This is a genomic window from Streptomyces sp. NPDC021020 (assembly GCF_044333285.1).
GTDB lineage: Bacteria > Actinomycetota > Actinomycetes > Streptomycetales > Streptomycetaceae > Actinacidiphila.
Genome location: NZ_JBIRQQ010000015.1, coordinates 157948 through 181746 on the forward strand (window position 1 = coordinate 157948; position 23799 = coordinate 181746).

The window sequence follows — 23799 nt, forward strand, 5'->3', positions numbered from 1 at the left end:
GGGGAACTGCGCGAGCAACCACCCACCGGCCGGTGGTCCGGAACGCACCGAACTGCCCCACCGGGCCGGTGACGACGTGACGGCACGTCCTGGCTGGCCGCGCAGTTCCCCGCGCCCCTAAAAAACGCTCACCCCGCGCGGCAAGCGCACCCGCCCCGCGCCCCTGACGTACCCCGCGCGGCAGCGCAAACGCTCACCCCGCGCGGGGTCAGAGGGGGAGCCCCGCGGGGGATGTGCGGGTGAAGAAGGCGCGGGCGGCGGACGTGTCGCGGTAGGGGTCGAGCCGCCGCGCGAAGTCCCGCGCGTAATCCGCCGCGCGAGCGGACCGCATGTCCGCCGCGCCGCGGACCACCTCCGCCCCGAGCGCGCAGGCCGCGTCCACCTCGCCGAGGGCGAGCCGCGCGGAGGCGAGGACGGCGCGGCAGAAGAGCCGGCTGCGCGCGTACCCGGCGGCGCGCAGCTGGAGGGAGCGCTCGGCCTGCGCCACCGCGGCGCGGTATTGGCCGAGGTCGCGGTGGCAGTGCGCGAACTCGTCCGCGAGCTGCGCCTCGTCGAAGAAGCGCGCCCACCCGGGCAGCTCGTCGCCGGGCCGGGCGGCGGCGTACGCGCGCTCCGCGCGGGCCAGCGCGGCGGTGCACGCGCGGGTCTCGCCGAGTACGCCGTGCCCGCGCGCCTCCGCCGCGTGCAGCAGCGCCCGTACGGCGGGCGGCGCCGCCGTCCCGACCCCCTGCTGCGCGACCCGCGCGAGCTGCACCGCCTCCCGCCCGTGCCCGAGGTAGACCGCCTGGCGGCTCATCGTGACGAGCACGTACCCGCCGTAGACGCGGTCCCCCGCGGCCTGGGTGAGGCGCAGCGCCTGGACGAAGTAGCGCTGCGCGAGGCCGTGCGCCCCGATGTCGTAGGAGGTCCACCCGGCGAGCCGGGTGAGGTCGGCGACGGCCCCGAAGAGCCGGCGCCCCTGCGTCTCCCCGTAGCTGCCGCGCAGCATGGGCTCGGCCTCGTGCTCCAGGTAGCGGACGAGGGCCTGGCGGGCGTGGCCGCCGCCGTACGCGTGGTCCAGGGTGCGGAAGAGGTCGCCGACGGCGCGCAGCGCGGCGATGTCCCCGGCCCCGACCCGGCCCGCGCCGCCGGGCGGGACGGCGCGGGCGTCCTGTCCGGCGCCGCGCTGCGCGCCGCGGCTCTGCGCGGGCACCCGCACGCCGCTCTGGCCGTACCCGGCGCCGGGCCCGCGCGCCGCGGCGCCGTACGCCCCGCCCGGGACGCGTACGGCCGTGGCCGTGCCGGGCGGCGGGGTGCGCGGCGCGGCGACGGCGGTGCGCGGCGGCGGGAGGGGAGTGGAAAGACGGCTCACGGAGTCGTCGGCGGCGCCGATGAGCCAGTCGCGGCTGGGGACGACGAGGCCTGCCGGCGAGAAGGCGATCTTGCGCAGCTCCGCCTGGTTGCCGGTGTCCTTGCGCCACAGGCCGCTCACGATGTCGATGGCCTCGGCCGCCCCCGCGGCGTATTCGAGCCCGGCGTAGACGGGTGCGCACGCGTCGAGCCCGAGGTCCTGCGCGGACAGCCGGCGGCCGAGGCGCTGGGTGAAGACCTCGGCGATGAGCGCGGGCGTGGTGCCGCGCGGCTGCTGGCCGCGCAGCCAGCGCGTCACGGAGGTCTTGTCGTAGCGCAGGTCGAGGCCGTGCTCCTGGCCGAGCCGGTCGACCCGGCGGGCGAGGCCGGCGTGCGAGAAGCCGGCCTCGGCGATGAGCGCGGCGAGCCGGGCGTTGCGGTGCTGGGTGCGTTCGGCGCGGCCCGTGCCGGGGGGCCCGGCGGCCGCGGTCTTCGGGTCCTGGCCGGTTTCGAGGTCGGCGTCCGTCGCGGCCCGCGCCTCCTCGTCCGGTGCGAACTGCGCGGGTGGGGGGTGGTGGCCCGCGGCGGTCGGGCGTCCGGGCCCCGGGGCCGGGACGGCGGAGGGTCCGTTCGGGATGCGCGGCGTGACACGGTCGGCCATCGGCGGTACGGCCCTCTTCCTCTGCGGGAACGTCGGATCAGCGGGAACGTCGGATCGGCGCGAATGTAACGGTCTGCGCCGTCCGCCTCGCCACAAGAGCCCCGTATTCGTCCGATTGAGCGACAACGGTCCGCATTGCCGGGTAAGCCGATCGCGCCGGTGCCGGCCACCGTGGTATGGGTCACGCCGTTTCGCGCCCGGCGGGTCCGCCCCGCGCAGGGTTGCTCCGCCTGGTCGCCGTACAGTTGACGGGGCGCCTCGCGACAACCCGCGTCGGCCGCGCCGCCGCACCGCAGAGCCGCACCGCAGAGGAGTCGCCGTGAGTGAGCTGAAGTTCGTTCACCTGGGTTTCGGACCCGACGCCGTGGAGTACGAGGAGGCGTGGCAGCAGCAGCGCACCGTGCACGCCGCCCGGTTCGCCGACGAGATCGCGGACACCTGCCTGCTGCTGGAGCACCCGCCGGTCTACACCGCGGGGCGGCGTACCGAGGACAGCGAGCGCCCGCTGGACGGCACCCCGGTGGTGGACGTCGACCGCGGCGGCAAGATCACCTGGCACGGTCCCGGCCAGCTCGTGGGCTACCCGATCCTGAAGCTGCCGCGTCCGGTGGACGTCGTGGCGCACGTCCGCCGTATCGAGGAGGCCCTCATCCGGGTGGCCGCCGACTTCGGCGTCGAGACCTCCCGGGTGGAGGGGCGGTCGGGGGTGTGGGTGCTGGGCGACCCGGTGGAGCAGCGCAGGCGAGATGCAGCGCAGGTTGCGGGTTCCGACCGAGGAACGAGGGAGGGGCACGCGGCCGGAGCGGAGTCGAGCCGGAGCGCGACCGCAAGCACAGCGAAGCGGCCGGGCGGGCTGACCCTGGACTTCGACCCGCGACTCACGGACGACGAGTTCGACCCGCGGCTCAACGGCCCGGAGTACGCGCCCTCCAACGCCGGCCAGCGGCGCGAGGACCGCAAGCTCGCGGCGATCGGCATCCGCGTCGCCAAGGGCGTGACCATGCACGGCTTCGCCCTCAACTGCGACCCCGACACCACCTGGTACGACCGCATCGTGCCGTGCGGCATCCGGGACGCGGGCGTCACCTCGCTGGCGGAGGAGCTGGGGCGGGACGTCACCGTCGCCGAGGTGCTGCCGGTCGTCGAGAAGCACCTCGCCGAGGTCCTGACCACGGCCGTCCCGCTGCCCCGCGTCATCGACACGCCTTCCAGGAATTCCGCGGCGTAAGCTGGCGTTCACCGAAGAATCAAAGCCTCAGGCACAATCTCAGCTTTAGGGAGCCGGTCGTGTCCGCAGTCTCACCCGACGGACGCAAGATGCTGCGCCTGGAGGTCCGCAACAGCGAGACCCCCATCGAGCGCAAGCCCGAGTGGATCAAGACCCGGGCGAAGATGGGCCCCGAGTACACCCAGATGCAGTCGCTCGTGAAGCGCGAGGGCCTGCACACGGTGTGCCAGGAAGCCGGCTGTCCCAACATCTACGAATGCTGGGAGGACCGTGAGGCGACGTTCCTGATCGGCGGCGACCAGTGCACCCGGCGCTGCGACTTCTGCCAGATCGACACCGGCAAGCCGGAGGCGCTGGACCGCGACGAGCCGCGCCGCGTCGGCGAGTCCGTCGTCACGATGGACCTGAACTACGCCACGATCACCGGCGTCGCGCGCGACGACCTGGAGGACGGCGGCGCCTGGCTGTACGCGGAGACGGTGCGGCAGATCCACGCCATGACCGCCGGGCGGGCCGCCGGACGGACCAAGGTCGAGCTGCTCGTCCCGGACTTCAACGCGGTGCCCGAGCAGCTCGCCGAGGTCTTCGGGTCGCGCCCGGAGGTGCTGGCGCACAACGTCGAGACGGTGCCGCGGATCTTCCGCCGCATCCGCCCCGGCTTCCGCTACGAGCGCTCGCTGGAGGTCATCACCCGGGCGCGCGAGGCGGGCCTGGTGACCAAGTCGAACCTGATCCTGGGCATGGGCGAGGAACGCGCCGAGGTCAGCCAGGCGCTGCGCGACCTGCACGACGCGGGCTGCGAGCTCATCACCATCACGCAGTACCTGCGGCCCTCGGTGCGGCACCACCCGGTGGAGCGCTGGGTCAAGCCCGCGGAGTTCGTGGAGCTGAAGGAGGAGGCCGAGGAGATCGGCTTCGCCGGGGTGATGTCCGGGCCGCTGGTCCGCTCGTCCTACCGCGCCGGGCGGCTCTTCCAGCAGGCCGTCGACCGCCGCGCGGGGCTGGGCGCGGTGCCCGGCGCGGTGCACGCGGGCTGATCCGTCCAAGGCCTCCGCGGGGGCCGGCGTGTGAATCCCCTCACCTGGCCCTGCCGGGCTGCCGGAAGAGTGACCTGGCGGGGCGGGGTGCGGGCGGGAGTGCGGCTTTCATGTGAGATTGACCGGGTGGTCACCGGCTGGTAACACGTTGTCGCGAGCCTGGTTCTCACGGCCGGTACGCGGGTACGGCGTCGCACCGCAGGCGGATCGCCGGTACGCCCCGCAGCCCGCACCGCCGTCGCCGTACCGCACCGCCCGCACGACGCGCCACGCACGCCCGTACGTACCGCGTACGCCCGCACCACGCACGACCCAGCACCGCGCACTCCGGTTCGTCTCGTTGCTCCTGAGGGGGACGCCATGCCGTCCGAGTCGGTCCACGCCCGTCCGTATCCGCACCTGCCCACGCATACGCCGGTCGCCGGCGCGCTGCGTGCTGTCGAATCGTTTCTGCTGCGCGGTGGCCAGCAGACCGCCCGCCGTAACGCCTGGGCGTCCGTCGTCGCCGACCGGCAGCGCGCCAAGGACCGCCGGGAGGCCGAGCACGAGATGGCGGCCCTGGTGACGGCCGCCGTCCCGGACCCGGCGGCGGCCCTGGCCACAGCCGCGCGCGAGGACGCCGTACGCGACTGAGCACGTCCCGGCACAGCCAGGTGGTCGCCGTGACGGGTGAGCCGGTGGCCACGTATCCTTTGCCCCATGGCGAGGAAGACATCCGAGAACCCTGGGCGACTGGCGCAGATCGCTCAGACATACAAGATGACCCGGCAGGCCGACCCCAAGGTCGGGCTGATCGTGGCGGCTGTGGGAATCGTCACCTTCGGTGTCATCCTCGCGCTCGGATTCCTGATCGGACATCCGATCTGGGCCGGGATCCTGGGCTTCCTGCTGGCCTTCCTCGCGATGGCGGTGATCTTCGGCCGCCGCGCCGAGAAGGCCGCCTTCGGTCAGCTGGAGGGCAAGCCCGGCGCGGCCGCGGCAGTGCTCCAGAACGTGGGCCGCGGCTGGACCGTGACACCGGCGGTGGCCATGAACAAGAGCCAGGACGTGGTGCACCGGGCGGTCGGCAAGGCCGGCGTGGTGCTCATCGGCGAGGGCAACCCCAACCGGGTCAAGGGCCTGCTGGCCAACGAGAAGAAGAAGGTCTCCCGGATCGTCTACGACGTGCCGGTGCACGACTACATCGTGGGCACCGCCGAGGGCGAGCTGTCCCTCAAGAAGCTGCGGACGACGCTGCTGCGCCTCCCCCGCACCCTGACCGGCCCGCAGACCACCCAGGTCAACGACCGGCTGCGGGCGCTGGGCGACCCGATGTCCAAGCTCCCGATCCCGAAGGGCCCGCTGCCGAAGGGCATGCGGATGCCCAAGGGCCGCTGACCGTCTCCCTCACCTGACCCGGAAAGGGCGCCCCCGCGACGGGGGCGCCCTTTTTCTGGCTTCCCGCTCCGGAAGCGGCGGCTCAGACCCGGATCTGCACGGTCTTGACGGCCTTGTCGTGCAGGCCGCGAGTGTCGCGGTCGAAGACGACGGCCGGGACGACGAGCAGCACCAGCACGGTGCGCAGGAGGGCGCCCAGCAGGGTGAGGCGCTTGCCGTCGACCTGCACGACCCGCGTCCGCATGATCAGCTTGCCGGGGGTCGCGCCGACGAGCCCGAGACCGATGACGCTCACCGCACCGAACACCAGCAGCGCCCAGTTGCTCGCCAGATGTACGTGACGGTGCGCGAGCAGACCGTATGCGATCAGCACGCTGAGGAACCAGTCGATGAACAGCGCGGCGATGCGCCGGCCGACGGACGCGATGGAGCCGGGTCCGTTCTCCGGGAGCCCGAGCCGCTGACCGCGGTACCCGAACTCCACACCCATCTGCTCGGCTGCCGCGCGGGGCCCCGAGAGCCACGATCCGATGACTTCCCTGTTGTCCACCCGACCACGGTAACCCCCGGACGGCCCAGCGCCGCGCGCCGGGGACCCGCTGCGCCACCACCCGGTTAACACCCACGAAACAAATGGGTCATGCTTGAGAAATGCCAGGTCCTTAAGGTCATGGCAGTGTGGGCCGCTGAAGTGGCCGCACCTCGATCGCCACCCCCGGCCGGTCGGCCGGGCCTAGGAGGAGTGGGATGTTCCAGAACGCCGACGACGTCAACAAGTTCATCTCGGACGAGGGCGTCAAGTTCGTCGACGTCCGGTTCTGCGACCTGCCCGGTGTCATGCAGCACTTCACGGTCCCGGCATCGGCGTTCGACCCGGCCGAGGAACTCGCCTTCGACGGCTCGTCCATCCGGGGCTTCCAGGCGATCCACGAGTCGGACATGGCGCTGCGCGCCGACCTGTCCACGGCGCGTGTCGACCCCTTCCGCCGGGACAAGACCCTCAACATCAACTTCTTCATCCACGACCCGATCACCGGCGAGCAGTACAGCCGTGACCCGCGGAACGTGGCGAAGAAGGCCGAGGCCTACCTCGCGTCGACCGGCATCGCCGACACCGCGTACTTCGGCCCGGAGGCGGAGTTCTACGTTTTCGACAGCGTCCGCTTCCAGACGTCGTCGAACGAGTCCTTCTACCACATCGACTCCGAGGCCGGCGCCTGGAACACCGGCGCCCTGGAGAACAACCGCGGCTACAAGGTCCGCTACAAGGGCGGCTACTTCCCGACCCCGCCGGTCGACCACTTCGCCGACCTGCGCGCCGAGATCAGCCTGGAGCTGGAGAGGTCCGGCCTCCAGGTCGAGCGCCAGCACCACGAGGTCGGCACCGCGGGCCAGGCGGAGATCAACTACAAGTTCAACACGCTGCTGGCCGCGGCCGACGACCTGATGCTCTTCAAGTACATCGTGAAGAACGTCGCCTGGCGCAACGGCAAGACCGCGACCTTCATGCCCAAGCCGATCTTCGGCGACAACGGCTCCGGCATGCACGTCCACCAGTCCCTGTGGCAGGGCGGCACCCCGCTCTTCTACGACGAGCAGGGCTACGCGGGCCTGTCCGACACCGCCCGCTTCTACATCGGCGGCATCCTCAAGCACGCCCCGTCGCTGCTGGCCTTCACCAACCCGACGGTGAACTCCTACCACCGCCTGGTCCCCGGCTTCGAGGCCCCGGTCAACCTGGTCTACTCGCAGCGCAACCGCTCGGCGGCGATGCGTATCCCGATCACCGGCTCGAACCCGAAGGCCAAGCGCGTCGAGTTCCGCGCCCCCGACCCGTCCTCCAACCCCTACCTGGCCTTCGCCGCCCTCCTCCTGGCGGGCCTGGACGGCGTCAAGAACAAGATCGAGCCGGCCGAGCCGATCGACAAGGACCTCTACGAGCTGGCCCCCGAGGAGCACGCCGGCGTCCCCCAGGTCCCCACCTCCCTCCCCGCGGTCCTGACCGCCCTGGAGGAGGACAACGACTACCTCCAGGCCGGCGGCGTCTTCACCGCCGACCTGATCGAGACCTGGATCGACTTCAAGCGCACCCACGAAATCGCCCCGATCCAGCTCCGCCCGCACCCGCACGAGTTCGAGCTCTACTTCGACCTCTAAACCGCGGTCCTTGGCCCCTCCGCCCGAGGGGCGGGCTCCCGCCGGGACCAGGTGGTCCCGGCGGGGGGCGGGGTTACGGGTTGGGGCAGGTGCGGGTGTTGTAGCTGGCTGTGTACCACTTGTCGTTACGCTCGTTGAGGAAGGACCAGCGGCCGTTCGTCGCGCGCTTGAGCTGGAGGGTCATGGCCCAGCCGTCGTACACGGCGGTCGCGCTGCCGTCGTCATTCTGGCTCTTGACGATGAGGCCGATCTCGGCCACCTTCTTGAACGTGAGCTTTCCCACGGAGCCGTCGTCGTCCAGGCCGTGGTTGGACTGCCACGACTCGGTGGCGTCCCGCGTCTTGGCGCCGAAGGAGCCGTCGATCTCGTAGACGGTGTTGTCGAGGTAGCCGTCCGCGACGAGGATGCTCTGCCACAGGCAGGTCGCGTTGGAGACCGCGTTGGTGCTGGTGTTGAGCGCGCCCTCGTCGTTGAAATCGTCGTACGGGTTTCCGGTGCCGGAGATGTACGCGTTGCCGTTGTAGCTGTTGCTCGCCGCGGCCGGGGTGGCCATCACGGCGGCCACACCGGTGGCCATCACGGCAGCGGTGAGGGGGACGGCGGCGCGGGCCAGTACGCGGCGGCGGAACGAGGTCGAAGGCACAGTGGATCCTCTCGGGAGCAAGGTGCGGTGATCGAAAGTCATGACCGCGGAGGACGTTAGAGGCTGACGACGAGGGTTGTGAAGACCTCGCACAGGCATATGCCGAAGCTGTGAAGCAGGTGTGTCCCCTGCCGCGGGTCGCCGGCCGGGGAGGCGCCGGCGGGCCTGCCACCAGGCATACCGTCGCCCTCTCGCCTCAGCGTGTCCTCCCCCGTTCGTCTTCGTCGGGGACGAGTTGCCGGGCCGTGCCCATGTCCGGGGTCAGTTCGCCGTCGTCCTCGAACCACGGGAAGTCGATCTCGGGCGGGATACGGCGGAAGGCCGTGCCCGGTTCCTTGAGGACCCGCAGGGGCGGGCCCGCGTAGTAGCGGTACGGGACGACCGGGGTGACCGGGGCCAGGGCCTCGCGCAGGAGGGCCAGTTGCGCGTCGTCCAGGCCGCTCAGCGGGAGTGGGCTGCGGACGATGACCGCGTCCGTCCGGCCCGGCACGGGGTCCAGCCGCGCCCCGGCGGCCTCGCACCGCGACCGCAGCGCCTCGGCGCCGCCGTACGCGTCCGTGTGGCCGGAGGTCAGCAGGTTCGCCCAGTAGTACCCGCGCGTCACCAGAGCCGTACGGGGAGCCGGGGTGGTGAGGGCGAAGTACTGCTCGTACGGGGGGTCGTCGGTCGCGCCGAAGTGGTCGCGCAGCACGGCTCCCCACGTCACCTCGGGCCAGCTTCCGGCCAGCGTGAGGACGCGCAGGCAGGCGTCTGCCATGGCGTCGAGGTAGGCGCCCGCGAAGGGCGGCGCCTCCTCCTTGAGGCGCCACTCCCACCACCGGTTGTCCGGTTCGACGGCCTTCACCGACAGGCTGATGTGCCAGTTGGTGCGGTCGTCCGCGGGCCGTTCCTCGTCGGCGAGGTTCCACGCCAGTTCGGCTCCGTCCGCGTCGGGTTCGGCCAGCCTCGCCAGGTGGCGGTCGTAGCGCTCCTGGGTCCACCGACCGGAGTCGTGCTGCCAGTCGAAGTACACGTTCGTCCCCGACCGGTGCACACCGAGCGGGCCGAGGAACGCCTCCCGCTCGAAGGCGTCCACGACCTCCCGGACCCGGGGCGCCACCGACGCCGGGTCACCGGGCATCAGCCAGGTGGCCGCCGTGTGCGGCGGGAAGACCTCCCACCCGCGCATCGCCCGCTGTTCCTGCCAGTGGCGCACCCCGTCGCCCTCACGCCTGAGCACCTGTCCTCCTTCGTCTGCTACTTCGGGAGGAGCAGCAGTTCGAGACCGAACCGTTCGGCTCCGCTGATCAGCGCCTGCCGGAGGGCGGCGATCTCCAGATCCGCCGCGAGGTCCGCGGCGACGTCCGCCGCGAGGTCGGTCGCCGCGTCGGCGGCGATGTCGGCGCCGATCTCCGTGGACGGTACGCCCTCGGACTCCAGGAACTCCTCGATGCTCGCGTCGCTCAGCCAGGACGGCAGCCGGTTCGACCAGGCCTGGTAGCCGAAGTACGCTCCGGCACCGACGCCCACGCCGGCCCCGACGCCGACCCACGGCCAGACGGAAGCGCTGCCCGAGGTCCCGTCTCCCGACGAGCACGTGGAGGTGGGAACGGTACCCGTCGCGGCCAGCTGCAGCACGAACTCCTCCATGGCCAAGCTGCTGCCCGACGCGCCGCGCAGCAGTTCGAGGGCGGGCAGCCCCTGTTTGTACGACTGCGACTTCTTGTCGTTCTTCGTCGGACGGAAGGCGGTGTAGAAGATGATGCCGTCCATGTTCTCCGCGTACGGGTCGGGGAAGTACGTGCCGTACGTCTTCCACGTGTTCCTGCTGAAGATCGTCTCCACGGCGCGCGCGGCGGCGTTGTACTGCGACTCCGGGATGATCGGCTGCCCGGGTTCCACCGTCTCGCCGGGGTACTTGCTCCTCATGCCGCTGAGGTACTTGCCGAGCTGCTGCATCATGTTGGGCCCGTTGTACTCGATCCCCCCGCGTACCACGCCGGTCGCGCCGGCCTGGGAGGCGGGCTTGACCTCGTAGACCCACCAGCCCTGGCCGCCCTTGACCGGAGCGTCCTTGACGGCCAGGTCAGGCTCTCCCCCGCCCCCGTTCCGCCCCTTCCCGGGGAGCCGGAGGAGTTCTCCGATCGGGCCGTAGGTGGCCGGGCCCAGGTCCGCGTAGACCTTCGTCGTTCCGAAGCGGGCCGCCAGCTGCTCGTAGGCCATGTTGACCGCGAAGTCGTGGTAACCGCCGCCGGTGAGGAAGTGCCCGGAGGCGATGTCCTTGCCGCCCGCGGGGGACTGCCCGCTGGGGTCGGTGAGGGTGGTGGGCTGGTCGGCGGCGTAGGTGTACGCGGACAGGTAGGGGTCGGTGGCGGGCTGGGTGAGGGGGTCGCGGGAGGTGAAGGTGCCGGTCGCCGGGTTGTACTGGCGGGCGTGCATGTCGACCAGGCCGGTCAGGTACGGGTCGGTGTACTGGCCGGTGTAGCCGAAGGTGTTCGGCGGGGCGCCCGCCTGCGTCTCGGTGGTCTGCACGCCCTGCGCGTCGTAGCTGTTGGCGATCTGCTCGGCGCCCGTCGCGCTCGTGACGTCGGTGACCGATCCCAGCCAGTCGTGGCTGTCGTACGACGTACCGTCCGCGGTGGTCTCGGACTGGACCTCGCCCAGCGGGTCGTAGGTGTAGTCGGCGATCGTGCCGCCGGAGCCGTCGGTCTCCGACGCCAGCTGCGGCAGCGGGTTGTTGACGTCCCACACGGAGGTGCGCTGCAGGGTGCCGGAGTCGCTGGTGGTGACGCGGTCGCCCTGGGCGTCGTACGTGAAGGTGTAGTGGTGGCCGCCCTGCACCGCCGTGGCCGGGTGGTTGTTCGCGTCGTAGGTGATCGCGTAGGCGCTGGAGCCGTTGCCGGTGTAGTTGCCGTCGGCGTCGTAGGTGTAGTTCTGGCGGATCAGGCCGGCGGCGGAGCGGGTCAGCTCGTCGTCGGCGTTGTAGGTGTACGTGGTCGTCGTCGAACCGGCCGTGCGGGTCAGCCGGTTGCCGACGCCGTCGTAGGTGTAGGACACCGACGCCGCGCCGCTGGGGCAGGAGGCCTGCGCGCAGGCGGAGGTCAGCCGGGAGTCGTCGTCGTAGGTGTAGTGCTGGGCGCTCGCGGTGCCCTGGCGGTCGATCGCCGCGCTGGTGGGCTGGCCGTCGGCGTTGAGGGTGAGCTGGTAGGAGGAGAGCGTGCTGCCGGACTTGGCGGTCGCGATCGCGTCCAGCCGGCCGGCCGCGTCGTAGGTGCGGGTCTCCGTCCAGCCGTTGGCGGCCGGCAGGGTCGTCGTGGTCAGGTCGCCCGCGGGGTCGTAGCCGTAGTCGACGGTGTTCGCGCCGGTCGTCTGCGCGGACTGCCGCCCGTCGTCGTCGTAGTCGTAGGTGGTCTTCGTGCCGTCGGGGGCGGTGCGGGTCTTGATGCTGCCGGTCGGGTCGTAGGTGTAGGTGAACGCGCCACCGGTCGGCTCGCTGAGCGACGTCAGCCGGCCGTTCTTGTCGTGGTCCAGGGTGTGGTCGCCGCTGCCGTCCTGCTGCGTGGCCACCCGGCCGTCGTCGTCGTAGGTGTAGACGAGTGCCGGGGTGCCGTCGCTGTAGGTGGTGCCCAGCAGCAGCCCGCGGCCGTCGTAGGTGTACGTGGCCTTGACGCCGCGGGCGTCGGTCGCGGTGGCCCGGTTGCCGGAGGCGTCGAACGTCGCGGTCTGCTCGGCGCCCAGCGGGTCGGTCGTCGACGTCAGGCGGCCGGCCGCGTCGTAGCCGAACAGCGTGGTGTGGCCGTTGTCGTCCGTCCGGCCGGTCGTGTTGCCGACGGCGTCGTGGTCGTACTGCGTGACCGCGCCGCCGGGGCTGGTCACCCTGTTCAGGTTCCCGGCGTCGTCGTAGCCGTAGCGGGTGGTGTGCTGCATCGCGTCGGTCGAGGAGACCTCGCGGTTCACGGCGTCGTACGCGGTCGCGGTGGTGTGGCCGAGGCCGTCGGTCGTCGATGTCGGGTTGCCGGCGAGGTCGTAGTCGTAGGTCGTGGTGAAGTCCGCCGCGGTGGCGCCCTCGACGTTGCCGCGCGGGTCGGTCACCGTCTTGGTGCGGCCGTCCGCGTCGTACGTCCAGGTCGTCTTCTCGCCGAGCGGGGACGTCTGGTCCACCAGGTGGCCGGCGGCGTCGTAGGAGTAGCCGGTCTCGCGGTCGAGGGCGTCCTTGTTCGTCGCCATGAGCCCGAGCGGGCCGTACGTGCTGGTGACGGTGTGGTGCTCGGCGTCGGTCGTGCTCAGCACGTGGCCGACGGCGTCGTAGTCGGTGCTGGTCTGGAAGAGCATCGGGTCGGTGACGGTGACCGGGCGGTTGTCGGCGTCGTAGCTGGTCGTCGTCACGGCGCCGGTGGGGCCGGTCACCGTGGTGCGGTTGCCGTCCGCGTCGTAGTCGTAGGTGGTCGTGAAGTCCGCCGCCGTCGCGCCCTCGACGTTGCCGTCCGGGGCGGTGACCGTGTGCGGACGGCCCGCGGCGTCGTAGGTGTAGGTGGTCTCCCCGCCGCTCGGGTCGACCACGGACTTGACCTGGCCGTTGCCGTAGTACGTGGTGTGCGTGGCGTTCCCGAGCGGGTCGGTCACGGCGGTGGTGCGGCCGTCCGCGTCGTAGTCGGTGACGGTGTCCTCGCCGGCGCCGTCGGTGACGGTGACCTGCCGGCCCGCGGGGTCGTACGCGTAGCCCGTCGTGCCGCCGGCCGGGTCGGTGACCTTGAGCAGCCGGCCCGCGGGGTCGTAGTCGTAGGTCGTGGTGAAGTCGGCGGCGGTCGCGCCCTCGGCGTTGCCGCGCGGGTCGGTCAGGGTGCGCAGGTGGCCGGCGGCGGTGTAGGTGTACGAGGTGACCTCACCCATCGGGGAGGTCGTCGACCTCAGCCGCCCGGCCGGGTCGTAGTCGGTGGTGGTGACGCCGCCGAGCGGGTCGGTCGTGGTGTGGGGGCGGCCGTCGTCGTCGTAGGTGTACGTGGTCGTGCCGCCCGCCGGGTCGGTGCGGGTGACGATGTCGCCGTCGGCGTCGTAGTCCAGCTTCGTGACGTTGCCCAGCGGGTCGGTGGTCCTCACGTTCCGGCCGAGCTCGTCGTACTCGTACGCCGTGGGGTTGCCCAGCGGGTCGGTCACGAGCGTCCGGTGGCCGTCGGCGTCGTAGCCGAAGGTCGTGGTGTAGAAGGCGGGGTCGGCGCCGGACTCGTTGCCGCGCGGGGAGACCGTGGCGGCGAGCAGGCCCGCCGGGTCGTAGCTGTAGGTGGTGGTGTGGCCGAGGTCGTCGGCGGTGCTCAGCACCTTGCCGGAGGCGTCGTAGGTGCTGGTGGTCGTCGCGCCGGACGGGTCGGTGACGGTCAGGACGTTGCCTGCCGCGTCGTAGGTGTAGTCGGTCTCCTCGCCCTCGGGCGTGGTGAGCTTGGTGAGGTTGCCGGCGTCGTCGTAGTCGTAGTGGGTGGTGTGGCCCAGCGGATCGGTCGTGGTCAGCAGCCGGCCCTGGTCGCCGTAGGTGTACGCCGTGGTGAAGTCGGCGGGGTCGGCGCCCTCCACGTTGCCGGGCGGCGAGGTCTCGGTGAGGACGCGGCCGGAGGTGTCGTAGGTGAAGGTGGTGCGGCCGCCGTCGGGGTCGGTGAGAGCGGTGACGTTGCCCTTGGTGTCGTACTCGTCCGAGGTGACACCGCCGTCGGCGTCGGTCACGGTCGCCACCTGGCCGTTGGGCTCGTAGGTGTAGTCCGTGGTGGCGCCGGTCGGCGTGGCCTGCTCGACGAGCTGGTCGGCGGCGTTGTACGTGAAGGTCGTCGTGTGGCCGCGCGCGTCCTTGTAGGTGAGCATGTTGCCGTGGTCGTCGTACGTCCACGACTCGCCGTAGCCGGCCGGCGCGGGCGAGGTGCGGCTGAGCAGGCGGCCCGCGTCGTCGTAGGCCATCCGGGTCGTGTCGCCGTTGGGGTCGGTCACCGACGTGACGTGCAGGCGCGCGTCGTAGGTGTACGACGTGGTGCCGCCGTCCGGGTCCACGTGCTGGAGGAGCACGTTCCCGGCGTAGTAGTCCCTGGTGACCGCGCCGGTGGCCGCGGTGTAGGTGGCCGTCTGCTTCGCGGCGTCCCAGGAGAGGTTCGCGGTGTGCGCGCCGTCGTTCGTGACCTGCTTGCTGACCCTGCCGGTGGCCGGATCGTAGGTGTTCGCGGTGACGACCTTGTGCCGCGCGTCGGTCACCGTGGTCAGGCGGTGGCCGGTGTCGTAGCCGTACGTCGTCGTGGTGCCGTCCACCGCGGTCACCGTGGACAGCAGGCCGGCGGAGTCGTAGCCGTAGGAGACGCCGCGCCCGTCGGCGAAGGTGACCGCGTCCAGCCGCCCGGTCGACGGGTCGTAGGACAGCGTGGAGGTGCCGCCGCCGGCGTCGGTCACCGACGTCAGCTTGGCGCCGGTCCAGCCGAAGGCCAGCCCGTTGCCGTTGTGGTCCTTCATCGCCGTGAGCCGGCCGGCGGTGTCGAAGGTGTCGGTCTGGAGGGACGGCAGCGTGAGGGTGTAGCCGGACGCGTCGTGCGCCAGCGTCGAGTTGATGCCGGGGTCGGCGCGGTAGGTGCCGTCCGGCATCACGTGGAAGACGCCCGCGGCGCCGTTCTCCGCGGTGACGGTCGCGGTCCCGCCCGAGCCGGTGGCCACCGACATGCCGTAGGGCATCGACCAGCCGCGGCCGAGCGGGCCGGCCGTCGGGTTCGAGGAGTCGTAGGTCCGCTGGAAGGCGAAGGCCACGCCGGGGCTGGGGACGCCGCCGTCGTTCACGGACTCGGTGAAGGCGCCGGTCGCGGTGTTGACCGGGTCGCCGACGAAGTCCTGCACGGGGGCGCTGCCGGCCAGCGAGTTGGCGCAGTTGCAGCCGCGCGTCTCGGCCGCGGGCAGGGCGGACAGCGTGTCGATGCCCTGGAGGATGACGTTCGTCCGCTCGTCGGCGTCCGTGGACAGGCCGAGCATGTTGCGGGCGTCGGTGTCGTAGACGGCCCGGTCGCCGGCGTAGTCGATGCCGCCCCGGTTGACGTTGCCGGTCCCGTCCTCCATCTGGCCGCCGGTCTGGTTGAGCACGGCCATCTTGCCGGAGGACATGTCCATCGCCAGGTGCACGAACCGCTGCAGGTGCGAGGCGGTGTTGTACGAGAAGTTGAGGATCGCCATGGAGCCGTCGCCGGACAGGTCGGTCAGCCGGGTGAGGTTGTCCGGGGTGTCGGCGCTCCAGCTCGGCGGTGACGTCAGGGCGCCGGTGGAGAACCGCACGACCTGGTCGGAGGGTTCGAGGTAGTCGTCCCACCCGGTGATCGCGACGACCGCCGATCCGTCACCGGTGATCCTCGGGTAGAGGACGGAGGGCGCCGCGACGAAGTCGATGTCGTCGTAGCCCGCGAGGGGGGCGTACCAGGTGGACTTCGTGGTGCCGCCCGCGGACACGTCGAGGACCAGGGTCTGGTCCGCCGCGTAGCTCGGGCCGTTGTAGCACTCGTCGCCCGTGCAGTCGAAGACGAGGCCGCCGCGCAGGACCATGCGGCTGCCGTCGTCCGACACGGACAGGTCGCCCTCGGCCAGGTGGACGCAGCCCATGCTGGTGACGGTCGGGAGGTTCGGCGGGAGGGACGTGGGCTCGGGGTCGATGTAGCTGACCGCGCCGGTGGCGACGTCGTAGCGGTAGGTGCTGATCGTGCCGCAGCCGGACGGGGTGCGGGCCGCCATGTCGGTGTTGGCGGCCAGCTGGAAGAAGACCGCGTTGCCGTCCGCCGTCAGGCGCGCGGAGTACAGCACGCCCACGCCGGGGCCGCCGGCGTCGTTGCGGGTGACGAGGGTGGTCGTGCCCGCGGAGATGTCGCGGACGTAGGCGTTGTTGTTGTTCCCGTTGCCGTTCAGGCCGGTGTGGACGGCGAAGGTGACGAGGTCGCCGTCGTAGCTGACGCTCGGTGCGACACCGTAGTTCCCGGCGGCCATGGGCTGCCCGGAGCTGTCCACCGACACCAGGAGCTTGGTGCCGGTCTTGGTGTCGTAGCGGACGACCCCCAGGCTTCCCCCGGTGCGGAAGGCCGGGTCGTTGCCCTCGGTGTAGACGACGTAGCGGCCGTTGCCCGAGATGACGGAGTTGTACTGGAAGATGCCGTACAGCTGGGAGGTGGCGTCGGTGACCACGGGCGGCAGCTGGCTGACGCCGTTCGCCGGGGCCACGTAGGCCGCGCTCGGCGTGGCGGCGGCGGAAGGCGCCGAGGGGCTGCCGGAGGTCACCTCGTTCGCGGCGGTCACGGTGACGGTGTAGGCCACGTTGTTGGCCAGGCCGCTGACGACGCCCGCGACGGCCTGGACGGTGGACTGCGAGACCGGGCCCGAGGGGCCGCTGGCGATCAGGGTGTACGCGGTGACGGGCGAGCCGCCGTTGTCGGTGGGCGCGGTCCAGGTCACGTAGAGCGCGCCGTTGGAGGGGTACGCGCGCACGCCGGTGGGCTTGCCGGGCGGGCCGGCCGGGGTCACGGGCGCGGAGTACAGCTCGGGACCGGTGCCGGTGCTGTTGCGCGCGGCCACGCCGAAGTAGTAGTCGGTGCCGTTGGTCAGCCCCTGGACGACGGTGCTGGGCGCGAGCGCGGTCACGGTGAGCGGGGAGCCGACGACGGCGTCGGTCGAGGCGTTGTAGGTCGTCACGACGAAGTCGGTGACGGGCGACCCGCCGTCGTCGGTGGGGGCCGTCCAGCCCACGGTGGCCTTGGTGTTGCCCGGGTGGGCGGTGACGCTCGCCGGGGCTCCCGGTACGGCGGCGGCCAGCGGGGTGACGGCGGCGGTGCTGACGCCGGCGCTCGCGAAGGACGCGGTGTTCGTCACCGCGACCGACATCCGGTAGGCGACGCCGTCGGAGAGCCCGGCGACGGTGGCGGAGTCGGTACCCGCGGGGATGTCGACGTGGCCCACCGCGTGGTGGTCGGCGGCCCGGTAGACGCTGATGACGGTGCCGTTCAGCGGGGCGCCGCCGTTGTCGGCCGGCGGCTGCCAGGTGACGCGGGCGCGCCCGTGGGCGGCGGTCACGTGCACGCCGGTCACCTTCGCGGGGGCCGCCGCCGGGGTCCTCGCCGGCAGGGCGGGGGCCGCGAGGGCGGCGGGAGTGCGTACCGCGCCGTCCTTGCCGCGGGTGAGGACGCCGGCCGTCACCACGTAGACGTCCTTGCGGTGCGGGGCGGCGGTCCGCGGGCGCGCGGGCGCGGGCCCGGGTCTCACCGGCTTCGGGGTGATGGTGCGGGTCTTCCGCGTCGCGACGTCCACGGCGTTGTCGCGCTGCGGGAGGGTGCGCGGGTGCTGCGGCAGGGCCTCGGTCGGGCGCCCGGAGCGGTGCGGGTGCGTCAGGAGCAGCGCCGGCGGCTGGGAGGCGCCGACCAGGGCGACGAGCGCGAGTGCCGCGACCAGCAGCCGCCCGTGCGGGGCGGACAGTCGCCGGCCGCGCCCCCGGCGGACGAGGTGGACGAGATTCCTGCGGACGAACTGTGCGGCCAACCGAACACGGCGAAGCACCGGCACCCCCCACGACGGAGTCCGGTCGGCGCCACCGCCGGACTCATCAGTCCAACTCCCCTACGGCGCCGCCTCGTTCGGGCTGTCCCGGCATTGACCTGCCGGTACTGTGCCCGTTCCGTGATCTACGGCGCGAGCAGTCTGCCAGGTATCTGCCCGTCCGTCAGCAGGCAGAGCGGCACGGGTGCCCCGCGTCACATCCGGGCGGCCGGGATTCGGCCCGTTCCGCACCGTTTGGCTTCCCGGTGCGGACGCGAGCGCGCCCGCCGCCGCGGGCGCGGGCCTGCGGCGGCGGGCGGGACGGTGGCTCAGCTGGGGGCTCAGGCCAGAGGCTCGGCCGGTGGCTCAGTCGGTGGTGAAGACGGCCGGGTCGGTGGCCCCGTCCGGGTCGGTGACGGTCAGTCCGGTCAGGTCGGCGGATCCGAGGGCGACGCCCTCCCCCGCGTCGTTGCGGGCGGTGAAGGCGGTCGGTGTCCACTGCTCGCCCGCCGGGCTGGGGGTCAGCAGGGCGGTGTCCGAGCACCAGCTGTACTCCCCGTCCACCCCCGGCACCTGGTTGCCCTCCGGGTCGAAGGTGACCGACCAGTCGCTTGCGGGATCCGGGGCGCCGCCGGCCACGGGCGCGAGCCGGAAGTGGATCTCGCCGCTGACGGCGTTGCGGGTGGCGCCGTCGATCTGCCAGATGAGGCAGATCATGGGCGCGTTGTTGACCGGGTCGGTGGTCTTCCAGGCACCCAGTCCGGTCAGGGTGAAGGGCGGCGTCGGTGTGGTGAAGCCGGCCGAGGTGGCGGAAGTGCCGTCCAGGCCCGCGGTGTTGGTCGCGTAGACCACGGCGTAGTAGTCCCGCGCCGGGGTGAGGCCGGCCACGGTGGTGGTGAGGGTGCCGGCGGGGACGGTGGTGGAGGCGACGAGGGAGCCGTCGGAGGTGAGGTGGATACCGACGGTGTAGTGGTCGAGGTCGGCGCCGCCGTCGTCGGCGGGTTGGTGCCAGGTGACGGTTGCGGCGTTGGCGGTGGGTACGGCGGTGACCGATTCGGGCGCCGAGGGTGCGGTGGCGGCCTGGGGGGTGGCGGTGACGGTGGTCTCGGGGCCGTGGCCGACGGCGTTGTCGGCGGTGACGGCGATCGTGTAAGCGGTGCCGTTGGTCAGGCCGGTGACTGTGGCGGTGCGGATGCCGGGGCCTGTGGTGATCGGGGTGCCGACGACCGTGGCGCCCTGGCGGGTGGTGACCGTGTAGCCGGTGACGGGGGTGCCGCCGTCGTCGGTGGGCGCGGTCCAGGTGACGGTCACCTGGGAGTCGCGGGTGGTCGCTGTCACGCCGGCCGGAGCACCGGGGGCGGTGTGGCGGGTGAGGGTGACGGTCACGGGGGCGGTGGCCAGGGTGCCGCCGGTGGCGTCGGTGAACAGCGCGCGCAGGTCGTACTGCCCGTCGGCGGCGAGGCTGTGGTCGATGTCCCAGGTGAGGGCGGGGGCGGTGCCGTTCGCGGCGGTCGCGGCGGGCCAACTCGTCAGAGGCGTGCCGGAGTTGGTGACGTCGGCGGGCGGGATGTCGGTGTAGGCGGTGGCGCCGGTGGCGCGGTACTGCCAGCGGACGCCGGTCAGTCCGGTGGTGGAGGTGGCCGCCAGGGCGAGCGGGCTGCCGTCGGAGGCGGTCGGGCCGGCCGGGGAGGTGACGGCGCCTGTGCCGATGCCGAAGGCGTAGGTGGTGGCGGCGGAGGTGTTGCCGGCCTTGTCGACGGTCCGGGCGCTCATCGTGTGGGGCCCGTTGGTGAGCGCGGGCACGGTCACGTTGACCGGAGCGGCGGACGCCCCGGTCGTCACGCGGGTCCAGGTGCCGCCGTCGAGCGACCACTCCAGCCAGTTCAGGTCGGTCGAGGCGGGTGTGACGGTGAAGACGGCGGCCTGCCCGGCGCCCGCCGTCCACGTACCGGCCGGGTGGTCGGGGGTGGTGATGCTCGCGGGTTTCGGTGGCGCGGTGGTGTCGACGGTGAAGGTCGTCCACGCCGACCAGCCGAGGTTGTAGTGGGTGCCGTCGTAGGGGCTGGTACGGAACTGGTAGGTGTGCCCGTTGGCCAGGACGCCCGCCGGCACGGTCACGGAGGCCGGGGTGCCCGAGGGCACGAACGGTGACACCAGGGGGTTGCCGACCTGGGCGTTGGTGGCGGTGTCGAAGATCTGGAAGGTGCCGTCCACGGTGTCGCCGTCAGGGTCGGCGAAGGTGTCCTGGAGGGTGGGGGTGAGGGTGTTGACCACCCAGGTGCCGGAGTAGGAGCTGTACGGGGGCCCGGCGCGGCGGTTGGTGCCGGTCTCGGGCCGGAAGTTGTAGGTGACGCTCAGCTTGGGCGGGTTGCTGGTGGCGTTCGCGGAGTTGACGCGCTTCCACCCGGCGCTGGTGGCCTCGCTCGCCGCCCGCAGGCCCATGTTGGAGGTGGCCGTCTGCGCGGAGGCCCAGATCTGCGCCAGGTTGGTGACGTCGGCGGTGATCCAGCCGGCCGCGGTGCAGGCGGTGTTGCCCTTGGTCTGGGTGGAGGAGGCGTACTGGGTGTTCCAGGTGGGCTGGGTGGGCCACCGGGAGGCGGTGGAGGGCTTGCCGGTCGCCCACACGTCCCACTCCTGGGCCGCGCACGTGGTGTTGCCGGAGTGGAAGTTCCACAGGCTCAGCGTGGCGCTGGACACCAGGGCGTTGGCGATCGGCGCGGTGTTCCAGGTGATGTAGGAGCGAGCCGTCCGGGGTGTGCCGTTGGCGTTGGTGGTGCCGGGGTTGCCCATGTCCAGCTCGACATCGGTCGACCAGTCGACGGTCTCGCCCTGCTGGACGTAGGTGTCGAAGGCGTTGCCGAGCGCGGAGGTCGACGGGTCCACCGTGACCGGGTACTGCGTGGCCGGATCGGCCAGGAAGGCCGGGTCGGGCGTGAAGACCAGGTCGGTGGCGGCGGGGTCGGCGGGGTCGGGGACGACCTTCAGCCCGACCCGGGCGCGGTGGGTGTGCTCGCCGGAGACCGCATCGGTGCGCGCGTCCCACATCACCGGGGCGGGCATCACCGCGGTGACCTTGCCCTCGGAGTCGGTGAAGGACACGCTGCCGTCCGGCTGCTGCACCGCGGTCAGGCCCGGCGTCGTGACCGGCAGCGTGTAGCCGTAACCACCCGACGCGGGGCGCTGCTTGATGTCCACGTACTGCTCGTAACCCGTCCGGGTGGCCTCCACCACCACGTCCGCGCCGGGAACGGCGTCCTTGTACGTGGCCCGGGTGCCGTCCAGTTCGGGCGCGGGGAGACCGCCCTTCCAGCCCAGCGTGATCTGCCGATCGCCTTCCCCGAGCGTCACCAGATCCCGGGTGCCCGACTGCTGGGCGTCCCGCAGCGAACGCGGCCGGGCACCGCCGCCGCCGGACAGCCGCAGCCCGCCCGGTTGCGCGGCCGGCCGCACGCTCCCGTCCGCGTCCCGGCGCAGGTTCACGTCCACCGGCACCCAGACGCCGTCCCGCTTGAACCGCACCGGCCCCGCCGACAGGTCCGTCGTCAGGCTGCCGTCCGGATTCGCCCACGTCGTCGATGTCTCCGAACGGTCGGCCAGCACCTCGACCCGGGTGCCGGAGGCCGCCGCCCTCCTCGCCGCCGCCGTCACCGACCCGTCGTCGTCCGCATGCCGAATCTGAGCCGCGGTGCCCGGCTCCCCCGCCGAAGCGCCGGTGGACGGCGCGGCCGCGAGGGCTGTCGCGGGAGTGCCGGACAAGAGCGCCATGGCCACGGCGGCGGCCATCCCGCCTGAGCAGAACGTCGCCCGTATTCGCGCTCGCCGACCGGCACCGCGCAGGATGTACGCCCTGCGGTGGATTCTCACAGGAGGATCGCCTCTCTCTAGGGGCAGACAGTCACGCCGGACCGATGAAACCAGCCCGGCTCCCTCCCGGTGCCGGATTTCCCCGAGCCCGGCCACCGAGGATCCGCCGGCTCCCCCGCGCTCACCAGGCGCGGCTCCGGTATCCGTGGTATGTCGGCGGCACGTCGGGGCAGCCGCGGAAGCCGCCGCGGAACGGGAATGTTCCGCTCCGTTCCGGGCAGCCGGGAGGAGGGACCGAGCGCACACCCACGCGAGGCGCGCGCCGCCGGTCGGCGACGCGTTCCCGGGAAAGGAGCCGCGACCGTGCCCGCAGGATCGAACAGCAAACGAGAGCGGCAGTACGAGCACGTCAAGGAGAGCGCGCGGCGGCGCGGCGAGTCCGCGAAACGCGCCGAGGAGATCGCCGCCCGTACCGTGAACAAGGAACGGGCCCGCTCGGGGGAGGCGCACTCGTCGAGCAAAACCTCCACCGGCGACCCCAAGTCTGCCTCCCAACGGGGCGGACAGCGCTCCCACACCGGAGCCCGGGGGCCGACGAGGGACCAGCTCTACGAGGAGGCCAGGAAGAAGAATGTCGAGGGCCGCTCGCAGATGAACAAGGAGCAGTTGCGCCGGGCGGTCGGACGCTGAACGACCCCGTCGGAGCGGCGTCGGGCGGGCGGCTCCGCGGTCAGGGGACGACCAGGCGCTGTCTGCCGTCGATGAGTTCGCGGACGGCGTCCAGGTGGCCCGCGTGGGTGGCGGTCTCGGTGATCACGTGCAGGATCACCTCGCGCAGGGTGTCGTGCTGCCAGCCGCTGAAGAAGTCCGGCCACCAGGCCGGGGGCGCGTCCAGGTCGGCGGCGGCCAGGAAGGCGTCGGCGAGTCCGGCCTCCCGGCGGTAGAGGGCGAAGACCTCCTCGGGGGTCTTCTCTGGGGCCGGGTGCCATGCGCTGTTCCCGGATCCGAGGATCTCGGCTATCGCCGTCCGGTCGCCCGCCGCGACCGCGCGGAACCAGAACTTCTCGTCGTCCAGGGCGAGATGGTGCACCAGTCCGAGGCACGTCCAGCCGGACGGCAGCACCGGGCGCCGCAGCGCCTCCTCGTCCAGGCCCTCCAGGATGCCCAGGACGTGCGTGCGCTTGCTGTTCAGGGCTGCGAGCAGCGCGGACAGTTCGGTGTCGGCCATGGGGCGGAATGTACCCGACCCCGCTGACACCCGCACCGGGCGGCTCAGCCGGCCGGTGCGGGCGGGTCGAAGCGGACCGGGGCGGTGAAGTTGGCGCGGCGGGCGGCGCGGCGGAAGGTGGTCAGGGCGGCGGGGCCGGCCAGGAGGACGGCCACGAAGTTGGTGACCGCGCGGCCGGTGTCCCAGCCGAGGGAGGTGGTGGCGTCGAAGACGAGGTAGCGGTGCCACTGCTCGGTGAAGGGCAGGCCGGGGAGGTAGGCGATGGAGCTGCCGGGGTCGGTGGAGAAGGGCCAGAAGGAGAGGTTGAGCAGGAAGCCGAAGAGGTAGCCGGACAGCGAGCCGTAGCAGGCGAGGAGCAGGATCTCGGCCTTGCCGCGGGCGCGGGGCAGGAGCCCGGCGAGCATGCCGACGAAGGCGCAGCCGAACATCTGGTACGGCATCCAGGGGCCGACACCGCCGGTGAGCAGGGCGGAGGCGAAGAGGGACGTGCAGCCGAGGGTGAAGCCGAAGCCGGGGCCGTAGACGCGGCCGGCCAGGACGAGGACGAAGAAGACCGTCTCGATGCCGGCGGTTCCGGCGCCGAGCGGGCGCAGCGCCGCGTTGACGGCGGACAGCACGCCGAGCATGGCGAGCGCCTTGGAGTCGATGCCGCCGTCGGCGATCTGCGCGAAGACCACCGCCAGGACGAGCAGCAGCAGCACACCGAAGATCAGCGGCGGCGCGTACGCGGTGCCGAAGCGGCCGGGGGCGACGACGAAGGGCCAGAAGAAGGCGACCAGGCCGACGAAGGCCGCGAGGACGACGGTGGTGACGGCGGTCGCGTGCATCCGGACGGCG

14 protein-coding genes are annotated in these 23799 nt (G+C 72.3%); 6 read left to right on the top strand and 8 right to left on the bottom strand.

The window, feature by feature from the left end:
- Nucleotides 1-208 precede the first annotated feature (208 nt).
- On the bottom strand, nucleotides 209-1990 hold the full coding sequence (locus tag ACH4SL_RS34725) for a regulator (RefSeq protein WP_398453590.1): 1782 nt from the start codon (nucleotides 1988-1990) through the stop codon (nucleotides 209-211).
- Nucleotides 1991-2309: 319 nt separating this feature from the next.
- On the opposite strand from ACH4SL_RS34725, the gene lipB reads away from it, so the two are divergent.
- From lipB to ACH4SL_RS34745, 4 genes are all read left to right on the top strand, one after another.
- The gene (gene lipB / locus ACH4SL_RS34730) at nucleotides 2310-3218 is read left to right on the top strand and encodes a lipoyl(octanoyl) transferase LipB (protein ID WP_398453592.1); all 909 of its coding nucleotides are present in this window, start codon (nucleotides 2310-2312) and stop codon (nucleotides 3216-3218) included.
- 59 nt (nucleotides 3219-3277) lie between these two features.
- The gene (gene lipA / locus ACH4SL_RS34735) at nucleotides 3278-4255 is read left to right on the top strand and encodes a lipoyl synthase (RefSeq protein ID WP_398453594.1); all 978 of its coding nucleotides are present in this window, start codon (nucleotides 3278-3280) and stop codon (nucleotides 4253-4255) included.
- Nucleotides 4256-4615: 360 nt separating this feature from the next.
- Complete coding sequence (locus ACH4SL_RS34740; protein ID WP_398453596.1) at nucleotides 4616-4888, top strand: hypothetical protein; 273 nt, start codon at nucleotides 4616-4618, stop codon at nucleotides 4886-4888.
- Between the two features lie 66 nt (nucleotides 4889-4954).
- Nucleotides 4955-5632: a DUF4191 domain-containing protein gene (locus ACH4SL_RS34745; protein WP_398453598.1), complete on the top strand. Its 678-nt coding sequence runs from the start codon at nucleotides 4955-4957 to the stop codon at nucleotides 5630-5632.
- An 82-nt stretch (nucleotides 5633-5714) separates the two neighbouring features.
- On the opposite strand, the gene ACH4SL_RS34750 is transcribed toward ACH4SL_RS34745, so the two are convergent.
- Nucleotides 5715-6182 carry an RDD family protein gene (locus ACH4SL_RS34750; RefSeq protein WP_398453600.1) on the bottom strand — a complete coding sequence of 156 codons (468 nt, stop codon included), beginning with the start codon at nucleotides 6180-6182 and terminating at the stop codon, nucleotides 5715-5717.
- Nucleotides 6183-6379: 197 nt separating this feature from the next.
- Here ACH4SL_RS34750 and glnA point away from each other — a divergent pair, with 197 nt between their 5' ends.
- Nucleotides 6380-7789: a type I glutamate--ammonia ligase gene (glnA, locus tag ACH4SL_RS34755; RefSeq protein ID WP_398453603.1), complete on the top strand. Its 1410-nt coding sequence runs from the start codon at nucleotides 6380-6382 to the stop codon at nucleotides 7787-7789.
- Nucleotides 7790-7862: 73 nt separating this feature from the next.
- On the opposite strand, the gene ACH4SL_RS34760 is transcribed toward glnA, so the two are convergent.
- The 4 genes from ACH4SL_RS34760 to ACH4SL_RS34775 all read right to left on the bottom strand — a co-directional run bounded on the left by ACH4SL_RS34760 (nucleotide 7863) and on the right by ACH4SL_RS34775 (nucleotide 21713).
- Nucleotides 7863-8432 (bottom strand): peptidoglycan-binding protein, encoded by a 570-nt coding sequence (locus ACH4SL_RS34760; RefSeq protein ID WP_398453606.1) that lies wholly within the window; start codon nucleotides 8430-8432, stop codon nucleotides 7863-7865.
- A 196-nt stretch (nucleotides 8433-8628) separates the two neighbouring features.
- Entirely contained in the window at nucleotides 8629-9651 is a 1023-nt protein-coding gene (locus ACH4SL_RS34765; protein WP_398453608.1) for a hypothetical protein, read from the bottom strand.
- A 17-nt stretch (nucleotides 9652-9668) separates the two neighbouring features.
- Nucleotides 9669-17933 (bottom strand): fibronectin type III domain-containing protein, encoded by an 8265-nt coding sequence (locus ACH4SL_RS34770; protein WP_398453610.1) that lies wholly within the window; start codon nucleotides 17931-17933, stop codon nucleotides 9669-9671.
- Between the two features lie 363 nt (nucleotides 17934-18296).
- Complete coding sequence (locus tag ACH4SL_RS34775) at nucleotides 18297-21713, bottom strand: fibronectin type III domain-containing protein (RefSeq protein WP_398453612.1); 3417 nt, start codon at nucleotides 21711-21713, stop codon at nucleotides 18297-18299.
- A gap of 384 nt (nucleotides 21714-22097) precedes the next feature.
- Between ACH4SL_RS34775 and ACH4SL_RS34780 the strand changes: the two genes are divergently transcribed.
- Complete coding sequence (locus ACH4SL_RS34780; protein ID WP_398453615.1) at nucleotides 22098-22424, top strand: plasmid stabilization protein; 327 nt, start codon at nucleotides 22098-22100, stop codon at nucleotides 22422-22424.
- Between the two features lie 40 nt (nucleotides 22425-22464).
- Here the strand turns inward: ACH4SL_RS34780 and ACH4SL_RS34785 are convergent, their stop codons facing one another.
- Complete coding sequence (locus tag ACH4SL_RS34785) at nucleotides 22465-22962, bottom strand: DUF664 domain-containing protein (RefSeq protein ID WP_398453618.1); 498 nt, start codon at nucleotides 22960-22962, stop codon at nucleotides 22465-22467.
- Between the two features lie 44 nt (nucleotides 22963-23006).
- Nucleotides 23007-23789 carry an ECF transporter S component gene (locus ACH4SL_RS34790; protein ID WP_398453665.1) on the bottom strand — a complete coding sequence of 261 codons (783 nt, stop codon included), beginning with the start codon at nucleotides 23787-23789 and terminating at the stop codon, nucleotides 23007-23009.
- Between the last annotated feature and the right edge of the window lie 10 nt (nucleotides 23790-23799).

Excerpts from the sequence above, each read along its gene's own strand:
- ACH4SL_RS34725 (WP_398453590.1), bottom strand. The coding sequence starts at position 1,990 with ATGGCCGACCGTGTCACGCCGCGCATCCCGAACGGACCCTCCGCCGTC.
- ACH4SL_RS34740 (WP_398453596.1), top strand. The coding sequence starts at position 4,616 with ATGCCGTCCGAGTCGGTCCACGCCCGTCCGTATCCGCACCTGCCCACG.
- ACH4SL_RS34745 (WP_398453598.1), top strand. The coding sequence starts at position 4,955 with ATGGCGAGGAAGACATCCGAGAACCCTGGGCGACTGGCGCAGATCGCT.
- glnA (WP_398453603.1), top strand. The coding sequence starts at position 6,380 with ATGTTCCAGAACGCCGACGACGTCAACAAGTTCATCTCGGACGAGGGC.
- ACH4SL_RS34775 (WP_398453612.1), bottom strand. The coding sequence starts at position 21,713 with ATGGCCGCCGCCGTGGCCATGGCGCTCTTGTCCGGCACTCCCGCGACA.
- ACH4SL_RS34785 (WP_398453618.1), bottom strand. The coding sequence starts at position 22,962 with ATGGCCGACACCGAACTGTCCGCGCTGCTCGCAGCCCTGAACAGCAAG.
- ACH4SL_RS34790 (WP_398453665.1), bottom strand. The coding sequence starts at position 23,789 with ATGCACGCGACCGCCGTCACCACCGTCGTCCTCGCGGCCTTCGTCGGC.